The sequence below is a fragment of the Haloarcula amylolytica JCM 13557 genome (genome assembly GCF_000336615.1).
GTDB lineage: Archaea > Halobacteriota > Halobacteria > Halobacteriales > Haloarculaceae > Haloarcula > Haloarcula amylolytica.
On sequence record NZ_AOLW01000035.1, the window covers coordinates 196,349 to 214,725 of the forward strand.

At 63.4% G+C, this 18,377-nt stretch carries 23 protein-coding genes; 9 read left to right on the forward strand and 14 right to left on the reverse strand.

The window, feature by feature from the left end; genetic code table 11:
- Positions 1–133 precede the first annotated feature (133 nt).
- Both C442_RS14825 and C442_RS14830 read left to right on the forward strand, forming a co-directional pair.
- Entirely contained in the window at positions 134–379 is a 246-nt protein-coding gene (locus tag C442_RS14825; protein WP_008311821.1) for a sulfurtransferase TusA family protein, read from the forward strand.
- Between the two features lie 2 nt (positions 380–381).
- Entirely contained in the window at positions 382–954 is a 573-nt protein-coding gene (locus C442_RS14830; protein WP_008311823.1) for a DsrE/DsrF/DrsH-like family protein, read from the forward strand.
- A 36-nt stretch (positions 955–990) separates the two neighbouring features.
- On the opposite strand, the gene C442_RS14835 is transcribed toward C442_RS14830, so the two are convergent.
- From C442_RS14835 to trxA, 7 genes are all read right to left on the reverse strand, one after another.
- Complete coding sequence (locus tag C442_RS14835; RefSeq protein ID WP_008311825.1) at positions 991–1,617, reverse strand: DUF1641 domain-containing protein; 627 nt, start codon at positions 1,615–1,617, stop codon at positions 991–993.
- A gap of 2 nt (positions 1,618–1,619) precedes the next feature.
- Positions 1,620–2,765 (reverse strand): NAD(P)/FAD-dependent oxidoreductase, encoded by a 1,146-nt coding sequence (locus tag C442_RS14840; RefSeq protein ID WP_008311826.1) that lies wholly within the window; start codon positions 2,763–2,765, stop codon positions 1,620–1,622.
- Positions 2,762–2,998 (reverse strand): sulfurtransferase TusA family protein, encoded by a 237-nt coding sequence (locus C442_RS14845; RefSeq protein WP_008311828.1) that lies wholly within the window; start codon positions 2,996–2,998, stop codon positions 2,762–2,764. Before C442_RS14845 ends, C442_RS14840 begins: the two co-directional genes overlap by 4 nt.
- A 147-nt stretch (positions 2,999–3,145) precedes the next feature.
- Positions 3,146–3,739, reverse strand: coding sequence for a class I SAM-dependent methyltransferase (locus C442_RS14850; protein ID WP_008311829.1), 594 nt, complete (start codon positions 3,737–3,739; stop codon positions 3,146–3,148).
- Positions 3,740–3,741: 2 nt separating this feature from the next.
- The gene (locus C442_RS14855) at positions 3,742–3,960 is read right to left on the reverse strand and encodes a YgaP family membrane protein (RefSeq protein WP_008311830.1); all 219 of its coding nucleotides are present in this window, start codon (positions 3,958–3,960) and stop codon (positions 3,742–3,744) included.
- Positions 3,961–4,054: 94 nt separating this feature from the next.
- Positions 4,055–5,305, reverse strand: a complete 1,251-nt coding sequence (locus tag C442_RS14860) for a M20 family metallopeptidase (protein WP_008311831.1) — start codon at positions 5,303–5,305, stop codon at positions 4,055–4,057.
- A gap of 265 nt (positions 5,306–5,570) precedes the next feature.
- Complete coding sequence (gene trxA / locus C442_RS14865) at positions 5,571–5,984, reverse strand: thioredoxin (protein ID WP_008311832.1); 414 nt, start codon at positions 5,982–5,984, stop codon at positions 5,571–5,573.
- 455 nt (positions 5,985–6,439) lie between these two features.
- Here trxA and C442_RS14870 point away from each other — a divergent pair, with 455 nt between their 5' ends.
- Positions 6,440–6,880 (forward strand): DUF302 domain-containing protein, encoded by a 441-nt coding sequence (locus C442_RS14870; RefSeq protein WP_008311833.1) that lies wholly within the window; start codon positions 6,440–6,442, stop codon positions 6,878–6,880.
- Between the two features lies 1 nt (position 6,881).
- Positions 6,882–7,442, forward strand: a complete 561-nt coding sequence (locus tag C442_RS14875) for a class I SAM-dependent methyltransferase (protein ID WP_008311834.1) — start codon at positions 6,882–6,884, stop codon at positions 7,440–7,442.
- Between the two features lie 88 nt (positions 7,443–7,530).
- On the opposite strand, the gene C442_RS14880 is transcribed toward C442_RS14875, so the two are convergent.
- Genes C442_RS14880 through C442_RS14910 form a run of 7 tightly spaced genes read right to left on the reverse strand, consistent with a single transcriptional unit; the run spans position 7,531 to position 12,819 of the window.
- On the reverse strand, positions 7,531–8,220 hold the full coding sequence (locus tag C442_RS14880; protein WP_008311835.1) for an urease accessory protein UreF: 690 nt from the start codon (positions 8,218–8,220) through the stop codon (positions 7,531–7,533).
- Complete coding sequence (locus tag C442_RS14885) at positions 8,217–8,798, reverse strand: urease accessory protein UreE (protein ID WP_008311836.1); 582 nt, start codon at positions 8,796–8,798, stop codon at positions 8,217–8,219. Before C442_RS14885 ends, C442_RS14880 begins: the two co-directional genes overlap by 4 nt.
- Positions 8,798–9,697: an urease accessory protein UreD gene (locus C442_RS14890; RefSeq protein WP_008311837.1), complete on the reverse strand. Its 900-nt coding sequence runs from the start codon at positions 9,695–9,697 to the stop codon at positions 8,798–8,800. Before C442_RS14890 ends, C442_RS14885 begins: the two co-directional genes overlap by 1 nt.
- Positions 9,697–10,320 carry an urease accessory protein UreG gene (gene ureG, locus C442_RS14895; RefSeq protein ID WP_008311839.1) on the reverse strand — a complete coding sequence of 208 codons (624 nt, stop codon included), beginning with the start codon at positions 10,318–10,320 and terminating at the stop codon, positions 9,697–9,699. The genes C442_RS14890 and ureG overlap by 1 nt, the downstream gene beginning before the upstream one ends.
- Positions 10,317–10,703 (reverse strand): urease subunit gamma, encoded by a 387-nt coding sequence (locus C442_RS14900; protein WP_008311841.1) that lies wholly within the window; start codon positions 10,701–10,703, stop codon positions 10,317–10,319. Before C442_RS14900 ends, ureG begins: the two co-directional genes overlap by 4 nt.
- Positions 10,700–12,406: an urease subunit alpha gene (ureC, locus tag C442_RS14905; RefSeq protein WP_008311843.1), complete on the reverse strand. Its 1,707-nt coding sequence runs from the start codon at positions 12,404–12,406 to the stop codon at positions 10,700–10,702. The genes C442_RS14900 and ureC overlap by 4 nt, the downstream gene beginning before the upstream one ends.
- A complete protein-coding gene (locus tag C442_RS14910; RefSeq protein ID WP_008311844.1) occupies positions 12,403–12,819 on the reverse strand; it encodes an urease subunit beta in 417 nt (138 codons plus the stop codon). The genes ureC and C442_RS14910 overlap by 4 nt, the downstream gene beginning before the upstream one ends.
- A gap of 632 nt (positions 12,820–13,451) precedes the next feature.
- On the opposite strand from C442_RS14910, the gene C442_RS14915 reads away from it, so the two are divergent.
- The 5 genes from C442_RS14915 to C442_RS14935 are packed head-to-tail and all read left to right on the forward strand — an operon-like array spanning position 13,452 to position 18,359.
- Entirely contained in the window at positions 13,452–14,759 is a 1,308-nt protein-coding gene (locus C442_RS14915; protein ID WP_008311846.1) for an urea ABC transporter substrate-binding protein, read from the forward strand.
- Between the two features lie 2 nt (positions 14,760–14,761).
- On the forward strand, positions 14,762–15,700 hold the full coding sequence (gene urtB / locus C442_RS14920) for an urea ABC transporter, permease protein UrtB (RefSeq protein WP_008311848.1): 939 nt from the start codon (positions 14,762–14,764) through the stop codon (positions 15,698–15,700).
- Positions 15,701–16,855 (forward strand): urea ABC transporter, permease protein UrtC, encoded by a 1,155-nt coding sequence (gene urtC, locus C442_RS14925; RefSeq protein WP_008311849.1) that lies wholly within the window; start codon positions 15,701–15,703, stop codon positions 16,853–16,855.
- On the forward strand, positions 16,855–17,661 hold the full coding sequence (locus tag C442_RS14930; RefSeq protein WP_008311851.1) for an ABC transporter ATP-binding protein: 807 nt from the start codon (positions 16,855–16,857) through the stop codon (positions 17,659–17,661). The genes urtC and C442_RS14930 overlap by 1 nt, the downstream gene beginning before the upstream one ends.
- Positions 17,661–18,359: an ABC transporter ATP-binding protein gene (locus tag C442_RS14935; protein WP_008311853.1), complete on the forward strand. Its 699-nt coding sequence runs from the start codon at positions 17,661–17,663 to the stop codon at positions 18,357–18,359. Before C442_RS14930 ends, C442_RS14935 begins: the two co-directional genes overlap by 1 nt.
- The last annotated feature ends 18 nt before the right edge of the window (positions 18,360–18,377 follow it).

Genomic DNA, 18,377 nt, shown 5'->3' on the forward strand with positions numbered 1-18,377 from the left:
AGCATATTAGGGCACTTGAGGCCGGAAATCTGATCAGTAGTTGTTTGCTGAACTTACAAGAATCGACAATCTTTTACTTGGACGGGCGGTATTGTGCGTTAGCTCCAAGACAACTCAACGGAGCGAATAACCAATGAACGCTGAATTCGATATCGCGGAGACGCTCGACGTGAAAGGTGCATCGTGTCCCATGCCAGTGGTGAAGACGAAGTCGGCTATCGACGACCTCGCCGAGGGTGACGTCCTCGAAGTGCTGGCGACCGACCCCGGGAGTATGAGCGACATCGACGGCTGGGCCGCCGGCACTGCGGGCGTCGAACTCGTCGACCAGGAAGAGGGCGACGACGTGTACAAGCACTACGTCCGCAAGACGGAGTAACGATGAGCACGGACACACCAGACGCGCCGTCCGACGACACGCCCTCGCGTGCGGAACTGGCCGCTCGCGTGGACGAGCTGGAAGACGCGCTCGCGGAGGCTACCAGTGAGGACGACACGAAGAAGATGAGCATCATCGCGACGAAGGGGACGCTGGACATGGCGTACCCGCCGCTCATCCTCGCCAGCACCGCCGCTGCGTTCGGCTACGAGGTGACCGTCTTCCACACGTTCTGGGGGTTAGATATCCTCCACGAGGAGCGTTCGAAAAACCTCAAACTGAGCTCCGTCGGGAACCCGAACATGCCGATGCCGAACGCGGTCGCCGCGATTCCCGGCATGGACCGCGTAACGACGAAGATGATGGAAAAGCGCATCGCGAACAACGACACCGCCACCATCGAGGAGCTGCTGGAGACGAGCCTCGACATGGGTGTGGAGTTCCAGGCCTGTCAGATGACCATCGATCTGATGGACTACGACGAGGACGACTTCTACGACGGCGTCACCACGGGCGTCGGCGCTGCGACAGCGCTTCAGGATATGGCTGACGCCGATATCCAACTTCTCGTTTGAAACGACTAATCGCGTACAGGTAGCTGCGGCGGACAACTATTCTGTCTTTTCCTCGGCGCGCTCACGGCCGACTGCGCCGGCAAGCGCCAGCAAGTAACCGAGCCCGTACTGAACGTCCGGGTCGCGTAGCCCGCGAAGCAATCCGACGGGACCGACCGGCTCGGCCGGTTCGCGCTCCGCTTCACCGAGGCTCGCCAGTAGCGTCTCGATACCGTCGCGGGTGTCGTCGTCCGCAGCCGTCTGTGCGACTTCGCCGAGCGCGGCACCAGTACCGGCCAGCGACGTGACCATCTCGTCGTCGAGCGCGGCGGTCGCCAGCGAGCCGACTTCGGCGAGTTCGGCCAGTTCGTCGAGCGTGCCGCTTCGCTGGAGCGCGAGCAGGGTTTCGAGCGCGTCCTGCAACTCGTCGCCGTTCTCACCGACGGTCTCGGCCAGGGCGACGGTCTCGTCGGTCGCAAGCCCGTCTGCGGACTCGGCGAGCGTCGAGCCCGTGGCAGAGAGCTCACGCACCATCTCGTCGGAGAGCGCACTCTCGCCCAGCGAGAGGACGTCCAGGAGTTCGTTGACGGCGTCGAGATGTTCGACGAACTCGGCGACGGCTTCGGGGTTCTGCTGGATCGCCGCTTCGAGATCGGTCTGCTCGGAGACCTGCTCTCCGGACATGGTCAGAGCAACCCCCGTGCGGTGAGCCAGTAGGACTCGTTGTACGCCAGCTTCGACCAGTGGAGCTTCTCCGAGGGCGGTGCCGGCGACGGCTGGTTCTCGTAGTCGAACTCGACGAACGACGCCGCGTGCATCCCCGTTTCGATGAAACACAGTGTCTTCCCGTCGTAGGTCGCTGTCGCCGGACGGCCGCGGATTTCACTGGCGAGGCGCTGGCCGACGACGCCGGCCTGGTAGTGGGCGACGCTGCCCGCGTTCGGGACGCCGGTGTCGGCGGTGTCGCCGAGCGCGTAGACGTTCTCGGCGGCTTCGGCTTCGAGCGTGTGCTTGTCGACGTCGACCCAGCCGTCGTCGCCAAGCCCCGCCTCCTCGATGAGGTCGATACCGCCGTGGGGCGGAATCGTCACGAGGAGGTCGTAGTCGAGTTCGGTCCCCTCCATCGAGACGAGCGTCTCCGAGTCCGGGTCGACCGCCTCGGCGTTGAAGAACGTCTCGGCCTCGATGTCGCGTTCGTCCATAATCGGCCGGGCCCACTCGGCGATCTGGGGGTTGCCGTGGACGCGCTGGATCGGGTACGTGTAGGTGATGTCGACCTCGTCGCGGAGCCCGCGCTCGCGGAACCAGTCGTCGGCCATGAAGACGAACTCCAGTGGTGCCGCCGGACACATATGCGGCGAGCTGATGACGCTCAACACGAGGTGCCCCTCGGTGAACCCAAGCAGTTCGTCACGGAGGGCGGTCGAGCCCGACTCGCTGTAGTAATCGTGCCCGCCGTCCGCGAGGCCAGGAATCTGTTCGGGCTCTAGCGTCGACCCGGTCGCCAGCACGAGGTAGTCGTAGCCGACTGACGGGGCAGTGCCGTCGAACTGCAGTCGCTGGGCTTCGGTGTCGATTTCGGTCACGCGGTCGATTCGAAGGTCGACGGCGTCGCCGACGAGCTCGTCGAGCGGTCGCCGACCGTCGTCCGGTTCACGTTGTCCGAACGGCACGTACAGCCAGACCGGCTTGTACACGTGGTCAGGCCCGTCGTTGACCAGCGTGATTCGGACGTCGCCGGCGTCAAGTTCAGGGTCCAGTCGGTCGGCGAGGTCGTTCGCGAGGACGGTGCCACCGGTCCCACCACCGACGATGACGACGTGCTCGGTCATGCTTTCTCCACGTAGAACGCGTTGTGGTCGTCGAGCTCCTCGATAGCGAGCAGTTCGTTGCCGGCCTCTTCGGCCCACTCCGGAACGTCGGTGAGTGACTGGTCGGTGTCGCTCAGGAGCCGAACCACGTCACCGGCTTCGGCATCTCGGATCTGTCCGATGAGGTCCATCAGCGGACCGGGACAGGCCGCGCCTCGGGCGTCGACGGTTTCGTCGGGTTCGATGTCAGTCATGGGAGTCTCACAGGAGTTAGTTGGGGTTCACCTGTATTAGTATTGTGCGTAAATTCCAAGATTATGAAAACAGATGAGTCCGGCGCAGTGGAGCAAGCGTATCGATCGTACGGCGAGTACGGAACCGCCGGGAGCGCGCCGCTATCTCTATCGGGTGAACACGAGGGCGTAGTGGTACGGCGGCAGTTCGACCTGCCGCTCAAGCGTGAACTCCGACGCCGAGAGCACCGCATCCTCGGTTGCCGCTGAGGGCATCCGAAGCCCCGTCGGCGGCCCTCGCGGTTCGCCCGCAACGGTCGTGGTTTCGCGCGGACGGTCGTGCCAGTTCACGACGAGTAGGCTCCCGCCAGCCTCAATCGCCCGGAAGGCCTGTCGGATAAAGCCGGACTGGTCGTCGACGCCGTGCAACGTGTTTGCTATCATGAGCGTGTCGACGCGGGCAGTGAGCGCCGAAGGCAGGTTCCGAGCATCGCCGTGGATTGGGACGACGTTCTCGATCTCCTGTTGGTCGGCGAGATCTTCGAGTTCGTCGAGGAGGGCCGCATCCAGATCGAGCGCGTACACCGGCTCGGGCTCGACGATGCGGGCGGCTGGGAGCGCAAAGTACCCGCTTCCACAGCCGACCTCGGCGACCGACTCGCCGGACGCGACACCGAGTGTCCGGAGCGTCGCGCCGGGCGTCGGCCAGAGTTTGCCCCACCAGTCCCAGTCGGGCTGGCCGGTGTTCTGGAACCGGTCCATCCCTAGCGGGAACCCGACGTGTCGATACCCAGCAGTCGGTACAGGAGGCACATCCGGACGAGGCCAGTCGCGACGAGGACGACACCAAGCAGTGTCGCGACCGCGCCGACCGTCGTTCCGAAGCCCAGCAGACCGCCGAGCGTCGCCAGTCCAGCAACTGCCAGCACGAGGCCAACAGCGATGCGGGTCAGTCTATCAGTCGCTCCAATATTGTTCTCCATACCCACAAATACGCAATACATCTACCTAAGTCTTACTCGATGCACGGCGGCCACCAGAGCAGTCGCGCCGACAAAATCACACCGCAACGGACTGCTACGGTGCTGTCTGTGACGCCCACACTGCCGGCAGTCTCGTGTAGACGGCTGCATTGTCGACGAGCACATCGACCGGGACGTACTCGTCGGGGGTGTGGACGGTATCGGTCCCGAGCGCAAACTCGACGGTCGGAATGCCCGCGTTCCGGAGCGTCTTGGCATCGCCGCCGCCCGTGGCACTCCGTCGGAAGACGCGTTCACCTGTGACGTCCGCCGCCGTCGACGTGACCGCTTCGACGAGCGGGCTGTCGGACTCCTCGACAGTCCCGACGCTCCAGGAGACATCGGTAATCGTAATCCCCTCACAGCCGGTGACACAGGACCGGATCTCCGAGAGCACGTCGGGCGTCTCCACCCTGGCGGTCAGTCGGATATCGATTTCGGCGCGGGCGGACTGCGGGACGCTGTTTATCGCATCGCCGCCTTCGAGAACACCGAGGTTGATAGAGGGGTACCGGAACAGATCATGAGCGACATCCTCGCCCAGCGACGGGGCGTAGTATTCGACCGACTCGTCGACGATCGGTTCCACTTCGGGGGCGATATCGAGTCGTCTAGAACCAAAGCGGTCCCGCAGCGTCTCGACGGCGTCGTAGAGTCGGTCGACCGCGTTGATGCCCAGCATCGGCCGGGAACCGTGGGCCCCCTCGCCGCTGGCTTCGAGTGTCAACCAGATGCTGCCCCGGTCAGCAACCGTGACGGAATGCCGGCCCGCCTCGCAGGTCGGTTCGCCGATCACGCACGCGTCCGCGTCGAGTTTCCCGGCCTCCAGCAGCGCGGGAAGGCCGGCGTCACCGCCCACTTCCTCGTCGCTCACAAAGGCAAACAGGAGCGTGACAGGCGGTTCAGCGTCGGTTGCGGCGAAAGCCTGGATGGCAAGCAGCATCGACGCCACGGCACCTTTCATATCGGTCGCGCCGCGGCCGTACACGCGGTCGTCGACGCGCTCGCCGAGCGGAGCGTGAGTCCACGCGTCGGCCTCGAAGGGAACCGTATCGAGATGCCCGTTGTACAGCAGCGTTCGGTCCGACTCGCCGGGAATCCGAACGAGCAGGTTGGGCTTCGCCGGGCCGACTGCGAACCGCTCGACGTCGACCGGCAGCGGGTCGAGGAACTCCTCGATATCGGTCACAATCGCACGCGTATCCCCGGGCGGGTTCGACGTGTCTATCGCCAGGAGGTCGAGGGCGAGTGTGACCAGTTCCTCGCGGTGGTCTCGAACGTAGGCGAGGGGAGCAGCGGGGCTCATGTGTGGCCGAATATACCGTTAACGACCTTTGCTGTCGTCCAGACCGTTTCTGGGTGGGTGAAGACCAACGTCATATCTTATAATAGAACCAGTGTGCGCAAAAGTATTTCGCAGATATTACAATACTATGTGGTATTATACGTGGAGCCCGCCTGTGGAGAGAAACGACTACAGAACGGAGTCCAGATGAACCGCTACGAGTCCCCTACGCTTGTGAGACGGGATTTGCCTCCGTTTCTCTCAGGTAAACTCGCTACCGCCCGAATCACGCGTACTTTTCGATTACGGCACGCAGTTGTGATTCGTCCTGCATTCCGACGAGTCGCTCGACCGGCTCCCCGTCGGCAAACAGAAGCAGCGTCGGGACTCCCCGAACGCCGTACTCGGCGGCGAGCTCCTGGTTCGCGTCGACGTCGATTTTCGCCACTGTCGTGGCGGTCTCGGCCGCGACGGTTTCGACGACGGGTTCGAGCATCTGGCACGGCCCACACCAGTCGGCGTAGAAGTCGACCAGAACCACGTCGTGATCGGTAGTCGTGTCGGACAACTCGGCTTTTCCATCGACCGTAATCGGTTCGGAGGGGTCTCCTGATTCAGATTCGTTGGTACTACCCGACTCACCCCGGGTACGAAGCTCGTCCAGTTTTTGTCGTCTGATCTCCTCTAGCTCGTCAGTCATCACTCCGACATTCGGACCGGGTCGACTTATTTGTTTTGTACACTCTTTGCAATACTGAGTTGCACTGCGGGAGTCTATACGAGAGTCAAGAGTTGGACCTGACCAGCAGTCGATTCCCACCCTCGGCATCACAGCCGTCGGTTCTCTCAAACGGTAACCGGGACAGGCCAGTCTCATATATGACAACAAGTCGGTGTGGCCTATCGTGTGGGGTTCACAGGTAGAATTGCCTCAGTACCCGTGGAAGTGGTCGGTAATGGCGTACTTTACTAGCCATTTGATAGCCACATCATTTCCGAAGTACCACATAACAAGACATACTCCGCCGACGAGCTACGGTTGCAATATCGACGAGTAACGACCCTCCCGCTCGATCCGGAACTCGAAAATTCGCTCCGCCCCTCCGACAGTATATCCGAAGAGACTTTGCTCTGTAGGCACAATACAACACACGAATGGTACTCCCAATCGACCCGAGCCAGATCGACCCCGAAGACATCGGCGAACAACAGGCGACGCTCGAAATGAGTCACGAAGACGCCATCGAACACGTCCGAGACGTGTTCACCGACGCCGGATTCGGTGTCCCCGTCGAGTTCTCGCCCTCCGATATGCTCAACGAGAAGATCGATGCGGACCGTGACCCCTACTACGTGTTGGGGGCCTGTAACCCCGAAGTCGCTGACCGCGCTCTCGATGCGACAGACAACAAACTCGGTGCGCTCATGGCCTGTAACGTCGTCATCTGGGAGGAAGAACCCGGACAACAGCGCGTCTATCACGTCTCGATTATGCGTATCGCCCGCCTCGTCGGGATGGCTCCCGACAACGAGGAGATGGCGGACATCGTCGCCGACACCGGCGAAATCGTCGACGAGGCGTTCCAGAACCTCTAATATGGGGTATCACACGTTCGACGCCGGCCGGGCCGACAAACTCGAAGACGCTCAGCAACGGTACCGCTCTCTCTCTGCAGAAGAGTTGCACTGGGCGCTCTCACCCGACAGTGACGAGACGGTCGCGGACCTCGGGAGCGGGACTGGATTCTACACCGACGACATCGCACCGGCCGTCGAATCAGTGTACGCTGTCGACATCCAGGAAGCGATGCACGACTACTATCGGGAGAAAGGCGTCCCTGACAACGTCGACCTCGTGACGAGTGCGGTCGACGACCTCCCGTTCGATACCGGCAGTCTCGACGGGGCGTTCTCGACGATGACGTACCACGAGTTCGCTAGCGACGGGGCGCTGAACGAGGTCGCACGGGTACTCAACTCGGGTGGGACGTTCGCCATCGCTGATTGGGCGGCTTCCGGCAGCGGTCGCAACGGCCCGCCCGTCGACGAACGGTTTTCCGCCGCCGAGGCAACGGACGCGCTCCGCCAGCACGGATTCACAATCGAGTTCGAGGCGGTGCGACCGGAGACGTTTCTGCTCGTTGCGAGTGCCGAATAACAGAACTGGCTACTGGTCACGTCATTTTTGTATGGCCGAGTGCAGCGCGGAGCCTCCGTGTCAAGGGACCGCCGTCGTGGGTCGGCCGTTAACTGGCGAACAGCCGCCGCTCCGCGCGTTCGTGCTCGGCGGCCAACACATCTACCAGTGGGGCGAACGGCGTCATCTCGTCTATCCCCCGGTCCGCGCTCTCCTCGACTGCGGCTGTGATGACCGGCTGTAGGTCATTCAGTATTCGCTGGGCATCTGTGTGGCCGAGCGAGAGGAGGCGCTGGGCTGCGCCCAGCAGTCCGGTGACGAACCCGTGACAGCACAGCAAGCAGGCGTCACGGACAGCCACGTCGGCCAGGGCTGTCGCAACGCCGAGTACAACGGCGTAGTTGCCGGGGGCTTCATCGGCGGCGACTCGCTCAGCGTACCGGTCCAGGAGCGCCTCGTCACACAGGTCCGTCTGGAGCGAGAGCAGTCGGTCGCCGGACTGCTTGGCGCTCTCGCGGAACTCCGCGGCCAGCGTCACGGCCGAAAGCCGCTGGTCGGCCCGACAGACCGCTTCGAGATTCCCATCGGTTGCAGCGGCGTGTGCAGCCCGGAGCGCGACGAGTTCGGCAGGTCCGACTTGCCGGCGGAGGTACGTCGACAGGAGCGCTTCGAGGTCCGCCGCGTCGTCGACTCGGTCGTCCTGAATGAACTGCTCCAGTCCGTACGATACGGTGTAGGTCCCGACCGGGAGGAACGAGTCCGCGAGCCGGAACGATTCGAGCGTCGCGGCGTCGCTCATTGGTCGCCCCCATCGATAGTCCGGACGCCGTGGTCGTGGGCGTGGCCGGCGCCGTGACTGTGGCCGCCGTCGTCGTGCACATCGGTATCGCCGCCGTGTGTATGATCGACCCCGTCGTCATCGAACGTCGTCGGCGGAACGTGTTCGTACCGCGTCGGCACGTCTGCGGGCAGCAGTTCGGCGACCGTCGTCTCCATCCGTTCCTTCGAGTCGGTCACGGGGAACAGGGCCTCTCGGTCGCGGACCGCGAGGTTCCAGTGTCTGTTCCCGACTGCGTGACCGAGCTCCAGCGCCGCGGTCGGTGACACCTCGCTGTCGGCGAAATCGAGCACGAGGGCCTCGATCGCGGCGAGTTCGACGACGACGAGGGTGCCGTCCTCGGCTTCCAGCACGTCGCCGTCCGCGAGGTCGCGGGCGACAACGATACCGAGGTCCCGGCCGTCTGTCGTCTCAGTGCGGACTCGCGAGCGCTGGCGTTCAGTGTCCGAGAGCACGACCGTTGCGTGGTCCGACGTAGCGACGGCCCCGGCGGTGGCATCGTCGTTACGGTGACCGAGATAGGTGTCTGCGACCAGCATCAGTACTTCCTCCCGGACGGCGCAGGCGCGTCCACTAACTCCTGTCTGGCGTGGTCCCAGGCCGCGTGGAGCGTCGCCTGGACGGTCTCAGCCCGGTCGCCCAGAGCACGGACCGCGACGCCGGCCCCGTTGGGGAGCGCTGTCGCACCGGCCCGGGCTTCGCCGTCTGTGACGGCCGCATGTAAGGCGTCGCTCAGTTCGGCCTCGTCGCGGTGCGGTGCGAGGACGAATGATGTCCCGTAGACGGTGAACTCGCCGAGAACGCCGGGTGCTGTCGGGTCCCTGTCTCCCGGCGTCAGATGGGTTGCGTCCTCGAACAGGAGCCCGTCAGGCCCGGTCCCGCGCACGCGGGAGAGGTATCGTTCGAACTCGAACCGTTCGCCTCGGGCGAGGCGACCCGGGACGACCACGTCGCTGACAACGGCGGTCGCGCCGGGGGCCAGGTCGACCGTCAGTTCCTGCACGTATCGGGAATCGGCGTGCAGAATCGTCGGCTCGGGCACGTAATCCAGGTGGCCGTCGGTGCCGACGCTGAGGGTCGTGTCGGCGGCGGCGTAGTTACACGTCATCGTCTGGACCTTCGTCGAGCTCTGGGTCGAGACGTGAGCGACGGCTTCCTCTTCAACGGTTATCGACACGTCGTGGCGATCGCCCTGGGCGATGCCGCCGGTCGGCGACTGGACGAAGACAGTGTCGGCGTCGGGATGGGGGTCGTGCCCCAGCGTCCCCGAGACGTGGAACGGGACCGTCGCGTAGTCGTGGACCAGAGTCGTCCCGTCGGCCGTCCGCTCGAAGGTCAGTTCGAGCACGCCGTCTTTCCCCGGCGACCCTACGGCGGCCTGTGGCACGGCCTCGGTCGCATACCCCTCGAACGCCGGGTGGGGCGCGTCGGCGGCCATCAGGCGAACAGCACCCCTTCGCGGACGTGTGACACCACCTCGTCGATGTTCGTCTCGTCCTTGCAGTTGGTGAAGACGACCGGTCCGTCCCGGACCTCGTCGGCGTCTCGCTCCATCACGTCGAGGTCGGCGCCGACGTGAGGCGCGAGATCCGTCTTGTTGACGACGAGTAGGTCACAATCGACGACGCCGGGGCCGCGCTTGCGGGGGATGTCTTCCCCTTCCGCGACCGAGATGACGTACAGCGAGTAGTCGGCGAGTTCGGGGTTGAACGTCGCCGCGAGGTTGTCGCCGCCGCTCTCGACCAGCACCAGGTCCAGTTCCGGGTGGTCGGCCAGGAACGAATCGATCTGTTGGAGGTTCATCGACGGGTCCTCGCGGATGCCCGTATGCGGGCACGCTCCCGTCTCGACGCCGGCGACGAGGTCTTCCGGGACGACCCCGGCAAAGCGTTCGCGCAGCACGTCGGCGTCCTCTTGCGTGAGGATGTCGTTGGCGATGACGCCCACGTCAAGGCCCTGCTCGCGAAGTTCTGGGACGAGCGCGGTCAGCAGTGAGGTCTTTCCGGAGCCGACCGGGCCGCCGATACCGACCGTCGCCACGTCCCGATGTGTGAGACTCATTCGTCTGTCCCCGCTGAGTCTCCGCCATCGGTCGCCGTCTCCCCCTCAGGTGCATCGTCGTCGGCCGACCCGACACTGTCGGAGCGAATCGGGTCGTGAACCGTGACGAGTTTCGTACCGTCGGGGAACACCGGCTCGACCTGAATCATGTCGATCATCTCCGGGACGCCGTCCATCACGTCTTCGCGGCCCAGCAGTTTCGACGCGCCGGAGCGGATCTCGGCGACCGACTGACCGTCCCGGCCGCGCTCGATGCACCAGTCGCTGATGTAGGCGACCGCTTCGGGGTGGTTCAGCGGGACGCCGCGTTCCTTGCGGCGTCGCGCGACCTCTGCTGCGGTAAAGACCGTGAGTCGTTCCTGTTCTTTGGCTGTGAGTTTCATAGCATGTACCGCTGTGCGAGTGGGAGTTCGGAAGACGGTTCGCAGGTGACGTGGTCACCGTCGACCCGGACCTCGAAGGTCTCGGGGTCGACTTCGATGTCGTCGGGGCAATAGTCGTTGTACACCATGTCGTCCTTGCCGGGCGTGCGTGCGCCCTCGATTGGAACGACACGGGAATCGAGCCCGTACTCCTCGCCGACGTTGGCTTCGGCGGCCGCTGGGGAGACGAACGAAAGCGAGAGACCGTGTTTGGCCTTGCCGACCGCGCCGGCCCGTTCGCGCTGGAGAATCGGTTCGCAGGTCATCAGCGACCCGTTGGCCTCGCCCATCTCCGAGTGGACCGGGAAGCCGCCCTTGAACGTCATCGCCGGCTTGACGCCGAAGAACGCAGGGTCCCACAGGCAGATATCGGCGAGCTTGCCGGGTTCAAGCGTTCCGACATGCTTCTCGATGCCTGCGCTGATAGCGGGGTTGACGGTGTACTTCGCGATGTAGCGCTTGATGCGGTGGTTGTCCGCGCCGGTCCCCTCGTCCTCGGGGAGCGGGCCGCGCTGGGACTTCATCTTCGAGGCCGTCTGCCACGTTCGCGGGATGACCTCGGCCATCCGGCCCATCGCCTGGGAGTCGGAGGTCATCATCGAAATCGCGCCCATGTCGTGAAGCACGTCCTCGGCGGCGATGGTCTCCGCGCGAACGCGGGACTCGGCGAAGGCCACGTCCTCCGGCACGTCGGGGTTGAGGTGATGACACACCATTACCATGTCCAGGTGCTCGTCGAACGTGTTGTCGGTGTACGGCATCGACGGGTTCGTCGACGATGGGAGCATGTTCGGCTCGCCGACCATCTCCATGATGTCCGGGGCGTGGCCGCCGCCCGCGCCCTCGATGTGGAACAGGTGCATCGTCCGGCCGTTGACGGCACCGAACGTGTTCTCGACGAAGCCAGCCTCGTTCAGCGTGTCCGTGTGCATACACACCTGCACGTCCTCGTCCTCGGCGACTTCGAGGCAGGTGTTGATCGTCTCGGGCGTCGACCCCCAGTCCTCGTGGAGTTTCAGCCCGCAGGCACCCGCTTCGACCTGCTCCCGCAGCGGACCGGGTTCGGAGGCGTTCCCTTTCCCGTAGAAGCCGACGTTGACCGGCCACGCTTCGGCGGCCTGCAGGAAGCGCTTGATGTTCTCCGGGCCGGTCGTGGTCGTCGTCGCGCCGCCGCCGTACCCGCCACCGAGCATTGTCGTGATGCCGCCCGAAAGCGCGTGTTCGTGGAGCTGTGCGGAGTTGAAGTGGATGTGGATGTCGAGGCCGCCAGCGGTGGCAATCTTCCCCTCGGCGGGGTAGACGTCCGTCGACGGGCCGACGACCATGTCGACGCCGTCCATCGTGTCGGGGTTCCCGGCCTTCCCGATGCCGGCGATCTCACCGTTCCGAATTCCGAGGTCGGCGGCGACGATACCGAGTATCGGGTCGATAATCGTCGCATTCGTCAGCACCCAGTCGAGTGCGCCCTCCGCCTGTGTGACGCCGGGGGTCATTCCCAGCCCGTCCCGGAGCGTCTTCCCGCCGCCGAAAACCGCCTCGTCGCCGTGGGTCCGCAGGTCGTCCTCGACTTCGGCGAACAGTTCCGTGTCACCCAGGCGGACCTTGTCACCCGTCGTTGGCCCGTACAGCTCGGCGTAGTTCTCGCGGTCGATGTCGCGTGTCATTGGTCGGACTCCGCGTCGCCGCCGTCCGTTGCCGTCTCGCCAGTGTCCCCGAAGCCTGCCGCACGCATGCGCTCGACAGCATCGCTCGTATCGCCGTCGACGCTCCCGTTGACCAGTCCGTTCATCCCGTGGGCGCGGCGCTTCCCGCCGATTTCGACGAGTTCGACTGTCTGCTCGTCGCCGGGTTCGAACCGGACGGCCGTGCCGGCGGGGATGTTCAGCCGCATTCCCATGGCAGCCTCGCGGTCGAACTCTAGGGCTGCGTTGGCCTCGAAGAAGTGGAAATGCGATCCAACCTGCGAGGGCCGGTCGCCGGTGTTACCGACCGTCACTTCGGTCGTCTCGCGACCCTCGTTCAGTGTTACAGTTCCCTCGCCAGGGAGGACCTCACCGGGTACGAGTCCGTCGCTCATCGCGCCACCGCCGGTAGTGTTTCTGACTGTTTGTCTATCATCTGCCCCTCTCTTTGAATACACATACTAAAATGGTTGCTCTCTGCGCAAGTGACGCCTCTATATCGGCAGACGAATTAAATGCTAAAGTTTCTACCGTAGATAAAGGGGACAGACTATCGAACTGTCCTACTTCTCGGAGTCAACACGACTCACGTCCAGTCTGCTGGCAGTGCCGACGATAGGTGGCCCCGGGGCGCGGGCGAGAATATGACGGGCGATTTGGAGGGTCGAGAGCACAAAACTGGCCGACAGCGGCAAGATAAACCGCCGAACCGGAAAAATACCATTATTTTCTATTTTTGCCGTATTGACAACTCCTCTCCCAAAATTGCTGAATAATTCAAATTTTCACGCTAATACTAGTGGCTTCGATGCCTATTCGTCATATCCTTTGACGACCTTATACTCTTCAGACTGTATGGCGGACAATATAAGATAAGAGTGGTAAACCTTATTTTCCCCCTCCCGGACGGCAACACTGTGAGCGAAATCATGGACGAACGTTCGGATATCAAGAGCAAAGAACGAGAGATGGTCAAGAGCATCGGATATAATGGTTCTAACAACAATCAGAAACTGGCGGTGAAAGCATGAGTCGTCCGTCCGTCAGCCGTCGCCAGTTCCTCGGCGCGAGTGGGGCCGCACTCGTCGCTGGCCTCGCCGGCTGTTCGGCCGGTGAAGGTGGAACTTCGACCGATACCGCGAGCAGCGCCGAGACGCTCAAAATTGGCGTTCTTGAGGACCAGTCCGGGAACTTCGCCCTCGTTGGTGATCCGAAAGCAAAGGCGTCGATGCTCGCTATCGAGGAAATCAACGCCAACGGTGGTATCGACGGAATGCAAATAGAGACGTTCCAGCGCGACCCCCAGTCGGACAACCAGCGCTATCAGGAACTCACTCGAACGGCCATCAACGAGGAGAACGTCGACGCGCTGTGGGCCGGCTACTCCTCGGCAACCCGGGAGGCCATACGTCCGATAATCGACCGCAACGAACAGCTGTACTTCTACACCACCCAGTACGAGGGCGGTGTCTGTGACGAGTTCACCTTCGCGGTCGGACCGACCGCCCGGCAGCAACTCGGCATCGTCCTCCCGTATCTAGTCGAGGAGTTCGGTCCGGACATCTACACCATCGCGGCCGACTACAACTTCGGACAGCTTTCGGCCGACTGGGTAAAGGTGCTGGCAAACGAGAACGACGCGAACGTCCTCGGCGAGGAGTTCATCCCGCTCAGCGAATCATCCTTCGGCTCGACGATCAACCGTATTCAGGAGGCGGACCCGGACTTCGTCATGTCGATGCTCGTGGGCGCGAACCACACGTCGTTCTACGAGCAGAAAGCCTCGGCCGGTCTCGACGTGCCAATCGGCACCTCGACGGCGATGGCACAGGGGTACGAGCACCGACGGCTCGACGCCCCGGCGATGGCCAATATCTACGCCGGCGTCAACTACATGGAGGAGGTTCCGACCGACAGCAACACGGGTGACGGCGGCTTCGTCGACCGGTACTTCGAGAAGTACCCCGACGCCCCCTACCTCAACGAGGAGGCCGAGACCAACTACTTCTCGACGTACATGTACAAGAAAGCCGTCGAGCAGGCCGGTACCACCGAACAGCCGGAAGTCATCGACGCCCTGGAGTCGGGGATCGAACTCGGCACCGAGGAGGCACCCGAAGCGCCCGAGGGTGAGACGATCCGCCTCGACGGCGCGACCCACCACGTCGACCACCACATGTGGATTATGCGCGCCGACGAGGAACACAACGTCGAAGCCGTCGAGAACCGGCAGATCCCAGAGACGTTCCTCTCGGAGACGGCCGGCTGTAACCTCCCCGAGAACCCGGAGCAGACCCAGTACACCCCGGTGGACTACTACGAGGAGGCCGAGTAGGGATGGTAAACGGGATCAACCTCGCGCTTCAGTTCCTCGACAGCTTCGCGTTCATCGTGCTCGCCGCGGCGGGGTTGGCCATCATCTTCGGGATCATGGGCGTCATCAATCTGGCACACGGGGAGTTCATCCTCATCGGTGCCTACACGTCCACGCTGTCCGTGACCCACCTCGGGATTCCGCTCGCCGTCGCGATTCCTATCGGCGGTGTCGTCACCGCCCTCTTCGGAATCCTCACAGAGCGGGTAATCATCTCCGGAGCGGTGCCCAACTACGTCAGCCAGCGGACGCTCGACCGGGACATCATCGAACCGCTGTACGACCGGCTGGCCGACTCGATGGTCGCCACGTTCGGGCTCAGCCTGATACTGACCCAGGGCACCCGAATCGCCTTCGGGAACTCCATCGACGGCCTCTCGACGCCCTTTGGTCCTATCGAGTACGGCGCGTTCTCCTACTCGACGTACCGAATCGTCCTGGCCGCGGTCAGTATCGGCCTGCTCGTCGCGACCTACTACCTGTTTACCCGGACCGAGTTCGGGATGCGCGCCCGTGCAACCATTCAGGACAAGGAGACTGCACGGGCAATGGGTGTCGATACCGAGCGTATGTACATGCTGACGTTCGGAATCGGGTCAGGACTGGCAGGGCTGACGGGTGCACTCTTCGCGCCGGTCATCACGATGCGGCCGACGCTCGGGGACCAGTTCCTCGTCGAGTCGTTCGTCGCCGTCGTCGTCGGTGGCCCGAGCGTCGTCCTCGGGACCGCGCTCTCGGGTGGCGTCCTCGGGGCGATACTGGCCGTGTTCTCGAACCTCTACGGGACGTTCATCGGCCGTATCGCGTTGCTCGTCGCCGCGCTCATCGCGCTCCGGTTCCTCCCCGACGGCATCACTGGGTTCATCGAACAACTACGGAAACGGAGACAGGAGAGCGAGTAAATGTCATCGACAGAACCAACTAGCGCACCGAACAGGTCGCTCCCGGACCGGCTCCGAAGCCGGTTTGAGGGACCGAACACGATCGGGGACTCCCGCGGGTTCTGGGTCGGCTTCGTCGTCGCCGTGGCGGCGCTCGCCGTCTACCCGGTGTTCGGCGACGGCTCGCAGCTGTCGCTGTTCATGGTGCTGGCGCTGCTGGGGCTCTCGCTGTCGGTCGTCTGGGGCTACTCGGGTGTGCTGAGCTTCGGCCAGGTCGTCTTCTTCGGTATCGGGGCCTACACGTTCGGCGTCGTCTCGATCAACTTCGCGACCCCGGGCGGTATCACGGCCGCTGTCGTCGCCGGTATCGTCGGCGGTGGACTCAGTGCGGCGATACTGGGCTACTTCATGTTCTACGGCGGGGTGCGTGACGTCTACGTCACTATCATCACGCTCGTTTCGACGATCGTCATGCACACGTTCATGGCCCAGACCGCGGGGTCCGAGTGGGCTATCGGCGAGGCAGCGCTTGGCGGCTTCAACGGAATGCCAGACATTCCGGTGTTGACCCTTGGCGTTGAGGGGGCCTCCTACCAGTTCATGTACAACCCGTTCCCGATGCGGGTTATCGGTATCGGATCGTTCGAACTCAGCCCGTTCTACTACCTCGTGCTGGTGTTGTTGGTCGGAACGTACCTCGGGCTGCGAGTCCTGGTCAACTCGGACTACGGCCGCGTGATGGTCGCCGTCCGCGAGGACGAGGACCGGACCGAGATGTTCGGCTACAACGTGACCCGCATCAAGTTCGTCGTGTTCACGCTCGGCGGCGCGCTGGCGGGTCTGTCTGGCGTGCTGTACGCTGCACGGAACGTCTACATCGACCCGACCGTGTTCTCGCTGCTGTTCGCGACGCTGCCGGTCATCTGGGTGAGTATCGGCGGCCGAAAGAGCCTGCTTGGGGCCGTCGTCGCAACGCTCGCCATCGAATACCTCCGCATCTCGATGGCGGGTGAGCTGGCGCTGGTCTTGCTTGGCACTCTGTTGCTGGTGACGATTCTGGTGCTCCCCGGCGGGTTCGTCCCGTGGGTCCACCGGCAAATCGTCGACGCCCGACTCGGCCCGGGCGAAGCCGGTGGGCCTGACGCTCCTGATGCGTCGAGTGAGGTGAGTGACTAATGAGTGACACTGAAACCGAATCCGACATTGATTCGCTCGGACCGAACGTCCGACAGACCGCCGCGGAGCTGGCAACGGGGGACAGAACTGAGACACTGCTACAGACCGACGGGCTCGTGAAACAGTTCGGCGGGTTCACCGCCACGGACGACGTGGACTTCTCGGTCGCCGAAGGGGAGCTACGCTGTCTCATCGGCCCCAACGGCGCTGGCAAGTCGACGCTGCTGAACCTGATTACCGGCTCGTACGAGGCGACCGCCGGCAGTATCTACTACAACGGCCACGACATCACCGATCTCGACCCACACGAGCGGGTCTCACGCGGTATCAGTATGAAATTCCAGGTCCCATCCGTGTACGGTGCCCTGAGCGTTAGAGAGAACGTCAGGCTCCCCGTCCAGCAGTTCGCCGACGGGGAGGAGCGACGCCGGCTGGTCGCCGAGGCCATTGAGGCCGCGGGGCTCACCGGCTACGAGGACGTCGATGCCGGACAACTCTCACACGGGCAGCAACAGCAACTGGAAATCGGGATGGCTGCCGCGCTCGAACCCGACTTGCTCCTGCTGGACGAGCCGGTCGCCGGCCTCGACGTGGCCGAACGCGAAGCCATCGCCGAGCGGATCACGCGGCTCAACGAGGAGCAAGGAATCGCCTTTGTCGTCATCGAGCACGACACCGACTTCGTCGCGAGCATCGCCGAAGAAGTGACTGTCCTGCACAACGGCGAGGTGTTCCGCGAAGGGCCGATCGAGGAGATAGAATCCGATCCGGAGGTCCAGCGGATATATCTGGGGGGTGAGTCGTGATGCTCGAACTCGACGATGTTTCCGCCGCCTACGACACGACACCGATACTGCGGGACGTGGACCTCTCCGTCGAGGAAGGGGAAATCGTCGGCGTGATGGGGAAAAACGGCGTCGGCAAGACGACGCTCCTGAAGACGGTGATGGGGCTGCTGGAGCCCAGCGAGGGGACCATCAGCTACGACGGCACCGACGTGACGACCACCTCCGCCGACGAACGCGCACGGGCCGGCATCGGCTACATCCCACAGGGCCGGGACGTGTTCCCCAAGCTAACCGTCGAGCAGAACATCAAGATGGGCGAGACTATCCGGTCGGACAGCGACGAGACGCTATACGACCAGATATACGACTACTTCCCGGTCCTCGAAGAACGGGCCAGCCAGGAGGCCGGCACGCTCTCGGGCGGGCAACAGCAGATGCTTGCCATCGGCCGGGCACTGGTCTCGAACCCCGACTTGCTCTTGCTCGACGAGCCGAGCGAGGGCGTCCAGCCATCTATCGTTGACCAAATCAGCCAGGACATGCAGACGATTAACGAGGACCTCGGAACGACGATTCTGTTCGTCGAGCAGAACCTCGGGGTTATCCGCGAGATGGCGGACCGCTGTTACGCGATGGAGCGTGGGACGGTCGTCGACGAACTCGGTCCGTCGACAATCGCCGACGAGGACGCGATTGCGGAGTACCTCGCGGTCTGAGGCGGATTACGGGGGCAT

What these genes read in the sequence shown, in the direction of transcription:
- C442_RS14825 (WP_008311821.1), top strand. Translation starts at nt 134, where the DNA reads ATGAACGCTGAATTCGATATCGCGGAGACGCTCGACGTGAAAGGTGCA.
- C442_RS14830 (WP_008311823.1), top strand. Translation starts at nt 382, where the DNA reads ATGAGCACGGACACACCAGACGCGCCGTCCGACGACACGCCCTCGCGT.
- C442_RS14835 (WP_008311825.1), bottom strand. Translation starts at nt 1,617, where the DNA reads ATGTCCGGAGAGCAGGTCTCCGAGCAGACCGATCTCGAAGCGGCGATC.
- C442_RS14840 (WP_008311826.1), bottom strand. Translation starts at nt 2,765, where the DNA reads ATGACCGAGCACGTCGTCATCGTCGGTGGTGGGACCGGTGGCACCGTC.
- C442_RS14845 (WP_008311828.1), bottom strand. Translation starts at nt 2,998, where the DNA reads ATGACTGACATCGAACCCGACGAAACCGTCGACGCCCGAGGCGCGGCC.
- C442_RS14850 (WP_008311829.1), bottom strand. Translation starts at nt 3,739, where the DNA reads ATGGACCGGTTCCAGAACACCGGCCAGCCCGACTGGGACTGGTGGGGC.
- C442_RS14855 (WP_008311830.1), bottom strand. Translation starts at nt 3,960, where the DNA reads ATGGAGAACAATATTGGAGCGACTGATAGACTGACCCGCATCGCTGTT.
- C442_RS14860 (WP_008311831.1), bottom strand. Translation starts at nt 5,305, where the DNA reads ATGAGCCCCGCTGCTCCCCTCGCCTACGTTCGAGACCACCGCGAGGAA.
- trxA (WP_008311832.1), bottom strand. Translation starts at nt 5,984, where the DNA reads ATGACTGACGAGCTAGAGGAGATCAGACGACAAAAACTGGACGAGCTT.
- C442_RS14870 (WP_008311833.1), top strand. Translation starts at nt 6,440, where the DNA reads ATGGTACTCCCAATCGACCCGAGCCAGATCGACCCCGAAGACATCGGC.
- C442_RS14875 (WP_008311834.1), top strand. Translation starts at nt 6,882, where the DNA reads ATGGGGTATCACACGTTCGACGCCGGCCGGGCCGACAAACTCGAAGAC.
- C442_RS14880 (WP_008311835.1), bottom strand. Translation starts at nt 8,220, where the DNA reads ATGAGCGACGCCGCGACGCTCGAATCGTTCCGGCTCGCGGACTCGTTC.
- C442_RS14885 (WP_008311836.1), bottom strand. Translation starts at nt 8,798, where the DNA reads ATGCTGGTCGCAGACACCTATCTCGGTCACCGTAACGACGATGCCACC.
- C442_RS14890 (WP_008311837.1), bottom strand. Translation starts at nt 9,697, where the DNA reads ATGGCCGCCGACGCGCCCCACCCGGCGTTCGAGGGGTATGCGACCGAG.
- ureG (WP_008311839.1), bottom strand. Translation starts at nt 10,320, where the DNA reads ATGAGTCTCACACATCGGGACGTGGCGACGGTCGGTATCGGCGGCCCG.
- C442_RS14900 (WP_008311841.1), bottom strand. Translation starts at nt 10,703, where the DNA reads ATGAAACTCACAGCCAAAGAACAGGAACGACTCACGGTCTTTACCGCA.
- ureC (WP_008311843.1), bottom strand. Translation starts at nt 12,406, where the DNA reads ATGACACGCGACATCGACCGCGAGAACTACGCCGAGCTGTACGGGCCA.
- C442_RS14910 (WP_008311844.1), bottom strand. Translation starts at nt 12,819, where the DNA reads ATGAGCGACGGACTCGTACCCGGTGAGGTCCTCCCTGGCGAGGGAACT.
- C442_RS14915 (WP_008311846.1), top strand. Translation starts at nt 13,452, where the DNA reads ATGAGTCGTCCGTCCGTCAGCCGTCGCCAGTTCCTCGGCGCGAGTGGG.
- urtB (WP_008311848.1), top strand. Translation starts at nt 14,762, where the DNA reads ATGGTAAACGGGATCAACCTCGCGCTTCAGTTCCTCGACAGCTTCGCG.
- urtC (WP_008311849.1), top strand. Translation starts at nt 15,701, where the DNA reads ATGTCATCGACAGAACCAACTAGCGCACCGAACAGGTCGCTCCCGGAC.
- C442_RS14930 (WP_008311851.1), top strand. Translation starts at nt 16,855, where the DNA reads ATGAGTGACACTGAAACCGAATCCGACATTGATTCGCTCGGACCGAAC.
- C442_RS14935 (WP_008311853.1), top strand. Translation starts at nt 17,661, where the DNA reads ATGCTCGAACTCGACGATGTTTCCGCCGCCTACGACACGACACCGATA.